The sequence below is a fragment of the Pseudomonas sp. D4-21 genome, assembly GCF_051132125.1.
In the GTDB taxonomy this organism is placed as follows: Bacteria; Pseudomonadota; Gammaproteobacteria; order Pseudomonadales; family Pseudomonadaceae; genus Aquipseudomonas.
Genome location: NZ_CP071664.1, coordinates 2,718,223 through 2,730,143, shown reverse-complemented (window position 1 = coordinate 2,730,143; position 11,921 = coordinate 2,718,223). Strand labels below are relative to the sequence as shown.

Here is an 11,921-nt window from a genome sequence, read left to right as displayed (position 1 = left end):
GCGTCAGGCCACGCGCCGGGCTTGCGGCGCCGACTGGGCCTGCTCGGCGATGAACGCGCAGCAACGAGAACGCAGCCAGCGCTCGCCTGGATCATCATGGGAGGCACCTCGCCAGACCATCGACAGCTCATGCTCAGGCAATTGGACCGGCGCCGGCTCCGCCCGCAAGCCTGCGACTGCCGCCATAGCCCGGGCCACATAGTCGGGCACGATGGCGATCATGTCGCTGCGATCCAACAACACGGGCAATGCGCTGAATTGCGGTACCGTCAGCACCACCCGCCGCTGCCGGCCTACCAGGCTCAACGCGCGGTCCGAATCATCGATGACGTGGCCCATGGATGAAACCACGGCGTGGGGTCGGCGGCAAAAGTCGTCCAGGGTCAACTCGCCGGGACGCGAATCGGCCCGCAGCAGCATCGGCCGGATCGGGCGCAGCGCCTTGCGCCGGGCGTTGGCCGGCAGTTCCAGGGTATGGCTGATACCGAGGGAAATTTCCCCACTGACCAATAACTGGCACATCTGCCATTGATCGGTGCGACGCACCACCAACGTCGTGCCCGGCGCCTCGACCCGCAGGCGGCGCAGCAAATCCGGCAGCAGCGCGTACTCGACATCGTCGCAAAGGCCTATATGAAACGTTGCCTCGCTGGTGCCAGGGTCGAACGCCTGGCAGCGACTCAAGGCGGCGGCGATGCCGTCCAAAGCGGGTGAAAGGTTGGAAAAAATCTCCCGGGCCCGGGACGTCGGCTCCATCAACCGCCCGGTCCTGACGAACAGCGGGTCGTCGAACATCAAGCGCAAACGCGCCAGGGCCGCGCTGATGGTCGGTTGCCCGAGAAACAGCTTCTCGCTCACACGTGTGACATTTCGCTCATGCATCATGGTTTCGAAGACAACCAGCAGATTGATGTCAGCACGACGCAGGTCATTTCTGTTCATCATGGTAGCCATTCCAGGCACAGGGCCAATGAGTCAGCAAAGAAACGTCGTGCCTCGGGCCGTTTGCACGGTTGGACAACGACGACGTACCAGGAAGGTTATGCCAGAGCCCCTCCGGCGTCTGTTGTACTGGGGGACACCGGACTCACGCTTTGGGTAGATTCATTGATACGTGGGTATGCATCGACAACCGGCCGGGGTTGGCAGTAATTCAGGGATTTATGTCCTACCCGATGCCAGGGGCAACTTCTAAGATCCGAAATCGATGCCCCGTTTCCTCGGGCTGCACCGGACAACAGAAGGTCTGCGCCGTGCCCACACCCGCCACGATGTTCAAGAGTGTCTATGACAGCTTCCGGTACATCCCCTGCCCGATGGGCGGGGAGTCGTCGATGCGCATCAGCGCCCACCCAGTGGTCAACGCCCTGGGCTGGGCCGTGGGCCTGGTGGTGGCCTGCGGGATTGTCATCATCAATTCCGAAACCCATTCCGACCTGGCGCCGACGCTGCTGTACATCACTTTGCTGCTGATGGCGGCGAACCTGTTTTCCATCAACCTGGTGATCACCGTAGCGCTGATGTGCATGTTTTTGCTGACGGCGATGTTTGCGTACAACGGTGGCTATCACCGCTGGGAGTCCATCACTGGGTTCTTTCGTTGCCTGACGGCCCTGTCCGCCATTGCGTTTCTCGCGTTGCGCAGCAAGCAGGCCGCGGACCGCCTGCGCCACAACCAGGCCTACCTGATCAACGCCCTGATCGCCAGCAAACACGCCGAGCAAGCGTTGTCCCGCGCCCACGCCCAGTTGGCCCACGTCACGCGCCTGACGTCCCTGGGAGAGATGGCCGCCTCGATTGCCCATGAAGTCAACCAGCCGCTGACCGCCATCACCAGCAGCGGCGAGGCCTGTCGTCGCTGGCTCGATCGCCCGGTTCCGGACCTCAAGGAAGCCCTCGACGCGCTGGAGCGGATCGTCACCAATGCCTGTCGCGCCAGCGAAGTCATCAATCGTACACGAGCGATGGCGCGCAAATGCGACCCTCTGCGTCAGCCTGAGCTACTGGACGACATCGTCAACGAGTCGCTGAACCTGGTGCGCCAGCAGTTGGCTCATCACAAGATCAGCCTGAAGGCGAACCTCGCGGCAAAGGCGTGCCAGGTCAACGCCGACCGGGTGCAACTGCAGCAAGTGATCATCAACCTGATCATCAATGCGTGCCAGGCGATGGAAACGATTGACTCGCCCGATCGGATCCTGCGCATACGCACCTGGACGCAGGAGCACGAGGTGCTATTGGAGGTGGCGGACCGCGGTATCGGAATTTCCGACGAGATCCTGCCTTCTCTGTTTACCCCCTTCTTCACCACCAAGGAAAACGGCCTGGGCATCGGGCTTTCCATTTGCCGCTCCATCATCGACTTCCATGACGGCAGGATCTGGGCCGCCAGCGCGGCTGGACAAGGCACCTCGTTCACGTTTTCGTTGCCATTGCTTACCTCTGCCCGCCCCGCCAAGGACGCCGCCCATGAACCCAAGCCACACCCCGAACGCTGCCTTCACCGCTGAGCCCATCGTTTACGTGGTCGATGACGATGCGTCGTTACGCCAAGCGCTCCGCAGTCTGCTACGGTCCATCGGCCTGCGGGTCGAGCTGTTCGACTCGGTGGCAGACTTCATGCGCCATCCACGCGCCGACGGGCCCAGTTGCCTGCTACTGGATGTGCGCCTTCGCGGCACCAGCGGCCTCGACTTCCAGCAACAGCTGGCGAGCGCCGACGTTCACCTGCCCATCGTGTTCATGACTGGCCATGGCGATATCGCCATGACGGTAAGGGCCATGAAAGCCGGCGCAGTGGACTTCCTGACCAAGCCGTTTCGTGAACAGGACCTGATCGATGCGGTGTCCACCGCCCACCAGCGCGACCGCCTGCGTCGCGAGGCCGAGCACAGCCAAAAGGCGCTCCAAGACCGCCACGCCAGCCTCACCGCCCGGGAACGACAAGTGATGCTCCTGGCTGCGTCGGGGTTGATGAACAAACAGATTGCCGGGCAGATCGGCTTGAGCGAAATCACCGTCAAGATTCATCGCGGCCAGGCCATGCGCAAGATGGGCGCGCGCTCGTTTGCCGAGCTGGTGCGCATGGCCCAGGCATTGGACCCGGGGCGCGGTCAGTGAAAGTTCATACCCACGTATACTAGGCGCGGCTTTTGTACCGCGTATCTTGCAGTGATAGGGACGCCTTTATGGCGTCCTGACATTACTGCCAGGTTTCGAAATGTCCGACACCGCAATTATTTCAATTATCGATGACGATGAATCGGTTCGAGTTGCATTGGATGGTTTACTGCGCTCCCACGGTTATCGCGTCAAGACTTACCCCAGTGCTCTCGATTTCTTGTCTTCAGCTGGCTATGTGAATACAGCTTGCTTGCTGTCGGACATTCAAATGCCGGGGATGACCGGGATTCAACTGTGCGATGAGCTTCGTGCCCGCGGCATCGAGATTCCGCTTATTTTCATAACGGGCCTGCCTGCCGTACCGCCGCGAACCCGCTCGGGCGGGATGAGCCCGGTGGCGGTTTTTCCCAAGCCGTTTGATTGTGGTGAGTTGATTGCCTGCATTGAATCGGTGATGGGTAGCGAGGGGTGAAGGCGGTTGCAGTGGCCTCTTCGCGAGCAGGCTCGCTCCCACAAGCGTAACGGGGTGCGCATCGTTCTGCGGCTGCTGAAAATCCACAACCCAACGATTTTAATACCTTCGTATAGCCCCCCTAACACCCACGCATGCCGCCACTGACCCTATGTAGAAGTGCCGCGGCTCCCGCCGACGAATACCATTTCCAATAGCGAACCGAAGCTGAATGCGCCTAATGATTCACCCCATCAGGCCAAGCACCTCCGGGCGTTTCGCAACACGGTCACGCTGAAACATCAAACAAATTCAACGTATCGACTCAGTCTTCGGGAGCACCTCATGAAACAGCAAATCTTGATCGTCGGCGCCGGTTTTGGCGGCGTATGGAGCGCACTCAGCGCGGCTCGCCTGCTCGACCAGCATGATCGCAATGACGTACAGATCAGCGTCTTGGCGCCCCAGGCGGAGTTGCGCATCCGCCCGCGTTTCTACGAACCCGACGTCCACACCATGATGGCGCCGTTGGCCGGGTTGTTCGACGCGGTCGGGGTAAATTTCGTCCAAGGCTTTGCCGAGAGCATCGACGTCAACCGCAAGCAGATCGGCTATCGCGACGTGTTTGGCGGCCAAGGCACGCTGGGCTATGACCGACTGGTCCTGGCAGCAGGCAGCAAGCTGGTTCGCCCCGACCTTGAGGGCATGCTGGAGCATGCGTTCGACGTCGATGAGATCGAACAGGCGACGCGCCTCGAAGCCCACCTGAAATCCCTCGCCACCCTGCCCGACAGCCCCGCTCGCAACACCGTGGTGGTGGCCGGCGGCGGGTTTACCGGGATCGAAACCGCCACTGAGATGCCCGCCCGCCTGCGCGCCGTCCTGGGCAGCGACGCCAACATCCGCGTGATCGTGGTCGACCGGGGCCCGACAATCGGTGCGGCGTTGGGCGAAGGAATCAGCCCTTCGATCATCGAAGCGTCCGACCACCTTGGCATCGAGTGGATGCTCAATGCCTCGGTCGAATCGGTGGATGCCGGAGGCGTCACGCTGTCGGACGGCCAGCGCATCGAATCCAGGACTGTCATCTGGACCGTCGGTTTCCGCGCCAGCCCGCTGACCGAACAAGTGCCCGGCACCCACGATCGCCAGGGCCGGCTGCATGTCGACGGGAACCTGAAGGTGCTCGGACAGAGCGATATCTTCGCCACCGGCGACGTGGCCTATGCTGCCACCGACGACCTGGGCAATTACGCGGCGATGTCCTGCCAGCACGCCATCGCCCTCGGCCGCTACGCGGGCAACAATGTGGCAGCCGATCTGCTGGGCGTCGCGCCGATGACCTACAGCCAACCCAAGTACGTGACGTGCCTGGACCTTGGCGGCTGGGGCGCGGTGTACACCGAAGGTTGGGATCGCCAGGTCAAGTTGGTCGGACAAGAAGCGAAGGACCTCAAGACCCAGATCAACTCTGTGTGGATCTATCCACCCGCCGCCGACCGCGCCACCGCACTGGCTGCCGCGGATCCATTGATCCCTGTCGCCTGATCCCAATGCCCTGAAACTCACGCGCCAACCGGCCAGTCCCTCCTTCTGTGCCGGACTTTCCCAAACGCCTGCCAAGGTTTTTTCGGCGGGCGTTTTTTATGCCCGTCCGACAAGCCAGCCTGGATATCGCCACTGCCCAGCAAAATCCGTTGCAACGCCCGTCGCGCTGCGCAAGCGGCTCACGGTAAGGTAGGCAAAATCATCCGGACCGAGGTGTGCCGTGGCGTCCTACTCCCTGCGTCAGTTGAAGTACTTCGTCACCACCGTGGAGTGTGGCAGCGTCGCCGAAGCCTCCCGCAAGCTGTATATCGCCCAACCGTCGATTGCCACGGCGGTCAAGGGCCTGGAAGACAGTTTCGGCGTGCAGTTGTTGATCCGTCATCACGCCCAGGGCGTCTCGCTGACGCCGGCCGGTGCGCGTTTCTATCGAAAGGCCCAGGAGCTGCTGCGCATGGCCCGGGAATTCGAACAGAACGCGTTGGCCGACAATGACGTCGTCAGCGGGCAGATCGACATCGGCTGCTTCGAGACCGTCGCCCCGCTCTACCTGCCACGGCTGATCGCCGGTTTTCGCGAGCGTTTTCCTGGCGTGGAGATCCGCGTGCAGGACGGCGAACAGCAGGAGTTGGTTCAAGGCCTGACCGGTGGACGTTTCGACCTGGCGATTTTTTATGAGCACGATCTCGACAGCACGATCGAAACCGAAGCGCTCACGGCACCGCAACGGCCGTACGCACTGCTGCCGGCCGGACACCGCTTTGCCAATCAATCCCAGGTATCGCTTCGCGACCTGGCGCTTGAGCCGATGATCCTCTTGGATGTGCAGCCCAGCCGCACCTATTTCGTCAGTATTTTCGAGGAGCTGGGCCTGACGCCAAACATCGTCTTCAGCTCGCCCTCCATCGAAATGGTGCGCGGCATGGTCGGCCAGGGATTTGGTTTCGCCGTGTTGGTGACCCGCCCGCAATCGAGCTGCACCTACGACGGACAGGACGTGGTGTGCGTCAGCATCGCCGAGGACGTAACCGGTTCGGCCCTGGTGGCCGGCTGGCTCAAGCGCGCGCACCTGACCAAGCCGGCGCAGCTGTTCGTGGATTACTGCAAGGAGCAGTTCGGGGAATGGCTGGCGTAGACCGGCGAGCCTCATACCTCCGTGGCGAGGGAGCTTGCTCCCGCTGGGCCGGTCCGACGCCTCGGGCGCAGCAGCCCCAAAAACCTGACGCGGTCCACCTGCTACACCGCGATCACAGGGTAAAGGGGGTGCTTCGCACCCCAGCGGGAGCAAGCTCCCTCGCCACAAGAGCGGTTCGATATTAGGTTGGATACTAGCGAGCCGCCCAGGCGTTGAAGCGCTGTTCCAGCTCTTCGCCATGGTCGACCCAGAACTCCGCGTCCACCGCTTGCGCCTGTGCCAGGTTGGCCTCGGCGGTGGGCAGTTGCTCGCGGACTTCAGCGGGCAGCAGGCCCAGTGTCTGGCGATGCACCGGTCCGTAGGGGATGTTCTCCGAGAAGACTTTCTGGGTCTGCGGCTGGCTGGCGAAGGCAATGAATTTCTCCGCCAAGGCCTTGTTTGGCGTGCCTTTCACCACCGCCCAATATTCCGGGTCATACAGGCTTTGCGGCCAGACGATGCTCAGTTTCATGCCCTCTTTCTGCGCCGAGGCGATGCGACCGTTGTAGGCTGCGCTCATCGCCACATCCCCGGCCACCAGCCATTGCGCCGGCTGGGCGCCCGCCTCCCACCACTGGATATTCGGCTTGATCTGGTCCAGCTTGGCAAATGCCCGCGCCACGCCTTCCGGCGTATTCAAGACCTTGTACACATCTTCTGTCTTGACGCCGTCCGCCAGCAAGGCGATTTCCAGGGTGTACTTGGCCCCCTTGCGCAACCCACGCTTGCCCGGGTATTCGGTCACGTTCCAGAAATCGGCCCAGGAGGTGGGTGCCTTGGCGAGCTTGCTCTGGTCATAGGCCAGGACCATCGACCAGACGTACGTGGCCACGCCGCACTCAGTGAGCGCTCCCGGAACGAAATCCGCAGGCTTCCCTATGGCCGCCGGGTCGAGTCTTTCGAACAAGCCTTCCTCGCAACCACGCAGCAGTTCGGGGCTCTCCACTTCGACCACATCCCAACTGGTATGCCCGGCCGCGACCATCGCCTTGATCTTCGACAGCTCGCCGTTGTACTCGCCGGCCACGATGTTTCCCGCACCGCTGGCGTTGAAGGGTTGGAAGTAGGCCTTGTCCTGGGCCAACTTGGTGGCGCCGCCGAATGAAATCACGGTCAGGCTTTGTGGCGCGGCCAGGACGCTGGTACTCAGCAACGCCAGGGCACACGCCATGTTGTAACGCAAGGATGTGGACATGAATCGGTTCCTCGAAAATGCCGGCTCGCCCGCACGAGCCGGCGACGGACTCAGAGGCGACCGTAAGCGCGGGCGGTGCGGTCTACAGCAATACGGGTCTTGTCGACCAGTTCATCGATATCGGCATGGCTGGCCACGAGCGCCGGGGCCATGATCATCCGGCCCAAGGTGGAGCGAATGATCAGGCCCTCCTCGAAGCCGAAGGTGCGGCATTGCCAGGCCATTTCGTTTTCGTTGGCAAAGCGCTTGCGGCTGTTCCTGTCTTCGGCCAGTTGCAGGGCCGCGACCATGCCGGCGCCCTGGATCTCGCCGATCAGCGGGTGCCCGTCGAACGTTTCCCGCAGGCACCGTTGCAAATACGGCCCCGTGTCGTCCTTGACCCGTGTCACGATGCCCTCGTCGCGCAGGGCCTTTAGGTTGGCAATCGCCACCGCGGCCGCCACCGGGTGCCCGGAATAAGTCAGGCCGTGGGCGAACACGCCGCCCTGCTCCACCAACACTTCGGCCATGCGTTTGGACAGGACCAGGCCACCCATGGGGATGTAGCCGCTGGTCAGGCCCTTGGCGATGGACAATGTGTCGGGCTCGAAGCCGAAATACTCATGGGCGAACCATTCGCCGGTGCGACCGAAGCCACCGATGACTTCGTCGGCGCACAGCAATACGTCGTACTGCCGGCAAATGCGTTGGATTTCCGGCCAGTAGCTCTCTGGCGGAAAAATCATGCCGCCGGCCCCCTGGAAGGGTTCGGCCACGAACGCCGCGACATTCTCGGCGCCCAGTTCGAGGATTTTCTCTTCCAACTGCCGGGCCGCCCGCAGGCCAAACTCGGCTGGGGTCAGGTCACCTTCGTGGGCGAACCAGTACGGCTCGTCGATGTGCGCGACATCCGGAATCACCCCGCCCATTTCGTGCATGAACTTCATGCCGCCCAGCGCCGACGCGCCCAGGGTCGAGCCGTGATAGCCGTTCCAACGACCGATCATGATTTTCTTCTGCGCCTTGCCGAGGATCTGCCAATAGCGGCGCACGGTTCGAATCAGCACCTCGTTGGCCTCGGAGCCGGAGTTGGTGTAGATGGCGTGGCTGTAATGATCCGGCAGCAGGCTGAACAGCAGCTCGGACAGCTCCACCACGGCCGGATGGGTGGTGTGGAAGAACATGTTGTAGTACGGCAATTGCTCCAACTGACGGCTGGCCGCTGCCGCCAGGTCCTGGCGCCCATAGCCCAGGTTGGTGCACCAAAGGCCCGACATGCCGTCCAGATAACGCTTGCCATCGTTGTCCCAGAGCGCCAGCCCTTCGCCACGGACGATGACCCGTGGCCCTTCGGCATTGAGGGCTTTCTGGTCGAGAAACGCATGGATGTGGTGCGCCGCATCCAGGGCCTGATATTCGCGGGTGCTGCGGTTCGGGTTCAATGGCGCGTTCATTAAAGGTCTCCTTTGTTGATCTTGTCGGTTTCGGTGCCCTGGACAGACGCCAGCGGCTCGGGCTTGAACAGCGGTTTGCCCATCACGCACTTGACCCACACCAGCGCGATCAGCGAAACGATGCCCAGCACCGCGCCAGCGCTGGCGAAGATCGGAACAGTCATTTCAGGGCTGGGGGACACGTGCCAGATGGCAAAGAGCATGCCGGCAATGCCGAACAGCTGCGGCACCGGGTAGAACGGCGTGCGAAACGGCCGGTGGACATGGGGATAGCGGCGCCGCAGGGCAATCACGTTGATGTGAGTGATGACATAGGCCAGCAGCCAGGCCAGGGCCGCCGCCAGAAGCAAAAGGTTGATGGCGTCGGGCGTGTCGTGCATCAGCAGCAGCGGCAAGCCGGTAACCAGCGCCACGAACAGCACCGCCACCCAAGGAGCACCGCTGCGCTTGCCCTGGCGCTTGAAGATGCCGAACGCCTGGCCGCTACGGGCCATGCCCAGCAACATGCGCGGTATGGCAGCGAGGGAACTGTTCAGCGTACTGCACGTTGCGGTGATGGCGGCGGTCACCAGGAATACCTGCCCGGCCTCGCCGAACACCGAAGTCGCGAACAGATAGTGCGGCAAGCCATTGCTGGCGAGCTCAGCCTGGGGAACGGTGAGCAAAGCGCCCAGGCAATACAGGCAGATAATGACGAAGATCACCGTCAGGCCAATCATCATCGAGGCCGGGATGTTGCGTTCCGGACGGCGGGTTTCCTCGACCAGTGGGCAGACGAATTCGGCCCCGACAAATCCCCACACCGCCATCGCGGTCAGGGCAATGACACCGAGCCCCATGGGGTTCCAGCCCGTAGCCGCCACCAACGTCGATACGCTGCCTGCCCCATCGCTCGCCAAGGCGCCGAGGCCCATGACCAACAGCATCACCGTCATGACCAAGGCCAACACCGTTTGAAGCCGAGAGAAAATGTCGATGTTGAACAGGTTGAGCACCGTGAACAGGCACAGCACGCCAACCGCGACACTCAACGGCGGCATCGAGTGCGGGTAGACCTTGTCGATGATGAATTCCATCAGCAGCAGTTCCGCCGACAGGGCAAACATCGCCACCACCACATAACCGGAAAACGTCGCCAGGATCGCCGGGAACTGGCCGATGGCGACTTCGGTGTAACTGCTCAGGCTGCCTGCGCGCGGAATCATCAAGGCCAGTTCGGAAAACGAACAGGCGTAGCTCAGGGCCAACAGCCAGGCCAAGGCCAACGGAATCACGAAGCCCAGCCCGGCGATCCCGGCCCCTTGCAGCATCAGCACCATGACGCCCTGGGAAACCACCAGGCCCACGGCGACGGCCAACAGGGCACTCAGGCCCAGCCGTTTGCGTGGGCCGACCTGCGATGACGTAACGGTTTGTAGCGGCACGCTTGAGGAACTGTCCATCGGTTGCTCCGTTTTCTTTTTTTAGGGAGAACAAATCGATTGCGAACGACGACCTGGACCGCGGTCAGCTGCGCAGCTGGATCCAGGTGGTCTTCAGTTGTGTGTATTTGTCGAAGGCGTGCAGCGACAGATCGCGTCCGAAGCCCGATTGCTTGCCGCCGCCAAAGGGCACGGTGACGTCGAGGGCGTCCACGGTATTGACCGACACCGTGCCCGCGTTCAAACGCCGCGCCACACGGTGGGCCCGGTTCAGGTCGTCGGTCCACACGGAGGCCGCCAGGCCGTAGATGTGTTCGTTGGCCATGGCGATGGCCTGCTCTTCGTCATCGAACACGCTGATTGCCAGCACCGGCCCGAACACCTCTTCACGGGCCAATTGCATGGTTGGGCGCACCTCGGTGAAGATCGTCGGTTCGATGAAATTGCTCGACCCATCGATGTTCAGTTGGCGTCCCCCACACACCAGGCGTGCGCCTTCAGCCTTGGCCTGCTGGATGTATTGCATGACCCTCGCGGTCTGACGCGCATCGACGATAGCGCCGGCAGGGCTCGCAGGGTCCAACGGATCGCCGGGTTGCCACAGGCGAGCCTGTTCCACCAGGCGTTCTACGAACGCGTCGTGAATCGACCGTTGGACCAACAACCGCGAGTTGGCCGAGCACACTTCGCCTTGGTTGAAGAAGATTCCGAACGCGGCTTTGCGCGCCGCCAGGTCAAGGTCCTGACAATCGGCAAACACCAGGTTCGGGCTCTTGCCACCGCACTCCAGCCAGACCTGCTTGAGGTTCGACTGGGCCGAGTACTGCATGAAATATTTACCGACCTCGGTCGATCCGGTGAACACCAGCGAATCGACGTCCGGGTGCAAGCCGAGCGCCCGCCCGGCCTGCTCGCCCAGGCCCGGCACGACGTTGAGCACACCCGGTGGCACGCCTGCCTCGAGGGCCAGTTCAGCCAGGCGCAGGGCCGAAAACGGCGATTGCTCCGCCGGCTTGAGCACGACACTGTTGCCCGCCGCCAACGCTGGCGCGACTTTCCAGGCCGCCATGTCCAACGGAAAATTCCACGGCACCACCGCCGCAATCACGCCGAGCGGAACGCGGGTAATCGTGGCGAGGACGTTCGCCGCCGAGGGCGCGACCTGGTCGTAGAGTTTGTCGAGGCTTTCGCCATACCAGGCAAACACATGGGCGGCACCCGGCACGTCGATGTTCCAGGCATCCATGACCGGTTTGCCCATGCTCAAGCAATCCAGCAGCGCCAGTTCCTCGCGATGAGCCAGCATCAACTGAGACAAACGCAACAACACGGCCTTGCGCTCGCTGGGCGCCATGCGCGCCCAAGGGCCCTGCTCGAATGCCTTGCGTGCGCTTTTCACGGCAAGGTCCACTTCCGGTTCAGCGCAGGCCACGACATTGGCGAGCAACACGCCGTTGGCGGGGTTGATCACTTCGAATCGGGCGCCATCGAGGGCTTCGTGGGGCTCGCCGTCGATCAGGGCGCTGTCGCGCAGGCGCACTTGAGCGGCACGCGCCTTCCAATCATTGAATTCGTTCAC

General features: G+C 62.4%; 10 protein-coding genes. 5 read left to right on the top strand and 5 right to left on the bottom strand.

Annotation, left to right across the window (positions count from 1 at the left end):
* Nucleotides 1-3: 3 nt before the first annotated feature.
* Nucleotides 4-945 (bottom strand): LysR family transcriptional regulator, encoded by a 942-nt coding sequence (locus tag J3Q04_RS12220; protein ID WP_434558962.1) that lies wholly within the window; start codon nt 943-945, stop codon nt 4-6.
* Nucleotides 946-1,334: 389 nt separating this feature from the next.
* Between J3Q04_RS12220 and J3Q04_RS12215 the strand changes: the two genes are divergently transcribed.
* The 5 genes from J3Q04_RS12215 to J3Q04_RS12195 all read left to right on the top strand — a co-directional run bounded on the left by J3Q04_RS12215 (nt 1,335) and on the right by J3Q04_RS12195 (nt 6,254).
* The gene (locus J3Q04_RS12215) at nt 1,335-2,510 is read left to right on the top strand and encodes a sensor histidine kinase (protein ID WP_434611584.1); all 1,176 of its coding nucleotides are present in this window, start codon (nt 1,335-1,337) and stop codon (nt 2,508-2,510) included.
* Nucleotides 2,470-3,120 (top strand): response regulator transcription factor, encoded by a 651-nt coding sequence (locus J3Q04_RS12210; protein WP_434605859.1) that lies wholly within the window; start codon nt 2,470-2,472, stop codon nt 3,118-3,120. The genes J3Q04_RS12215 and J3Q04_RS12210 overlap by 41 nt, the downstream gene beginning before the upstream one ends.
* A gap of 100 nt (nt 3,121-3,220) precedes the next feature.
* Entirely contained in the window at nt 3,221-3,595 is a 375-nt protein-coding gene (locus J3Q04_RS12205; protein WP_434605861.1) for a response regulator transcription factor, read from the top strand.
* A gap of 324 nt (nt 3,596-3,919) precedes the next feature.
* Nucleotides 3,920-5,122 carry an NAD(P)/FAD-dependent oxidoreductase gene (locus tag J3Q04_RS12200; protein WP_434605863.1) on the top strand — a complete coding sequence of 401 codons (1,203 nt, stop codon included), beginning with the start codon at nt 3,920-3,922 and terminating at the stop codon, nt 5,120-5,122.
* Nucleotides 5,123-5,342: 220 nt separating this feature from the next.
* On the top strand, nt 5,343-6,254 hold the full coding sequence (locus J3Q04_RS12195; RefSeq protein WP_420763830.1) for a LysR family transcriptional regulator: 912 nt from the start codon (nt 5,343-5,345) through the stop codon (nt 6,252-6,254).
* Nucleotides 6,255-6,447: 193 nt separating this feature from the next.
* Here J3Q04_RS12195 and J3Q04_RS12190 read toward each other — a convergent pair whose 3' ends face one another.
* The 4 genes from J3Q04_RS12190 to J3Q04_RS12175 form a co-directional block, all read right to left on the bottom strand.
* The gene (locus J3Q04_RS12190; protein ID WP_434564110.1) at nt 6,448-7,464 is read right to left on the bottom strand and encodes an ABC transporter substrate-binding protein; all 1,017 of its coding nucleotides are present in this window, start codon (nt 7,462-7,464) and stop codon (nt 6,448-6,450) included.
* 74 nt (nt 7,465-7,538) lie between these two features.
* Nucleotides 7,539-8,921 (bottom strand): aspartate aminotransferase family protein, encoded by a 1,383-nt coding sequence (locus J3Q04_RS12185; RefSeq protein ID WP_434558970.1) that lies wholly within the window; start codon nt 8,919-8,921, stop codon nt 7,539-7,541.
* On the bottom strand, nt 8,921-10,363 hold the full coding sequence (locus tag J3Q04_RS12180) for an APC family permease (protein WP_434605866.1): 1,443 nt from the start codon (nt 10,361-10,363) through the stop codon (nt 8,921-8,923). Before J3Q04_RS12180 ends, J3Q04_RS12185 begins: the two co-directional genes overlap by 1 nt.
* A 64-nt stretch (nt 10,364-10,427) precedes the next feature.
* Nucleotides 10,428-11,921 carry an aldehyde dehydrogenase gene (locus tag J3Q04_RS12175; RefSeq protein ID WP_434605868.1) on the bottom strand — a complete coding sequence of 498 codons (1,494 nt, stop codon included), beginning with the start codon at nt 11,919-11,921 and terminating at the stop codon, nt 10,428-10,430.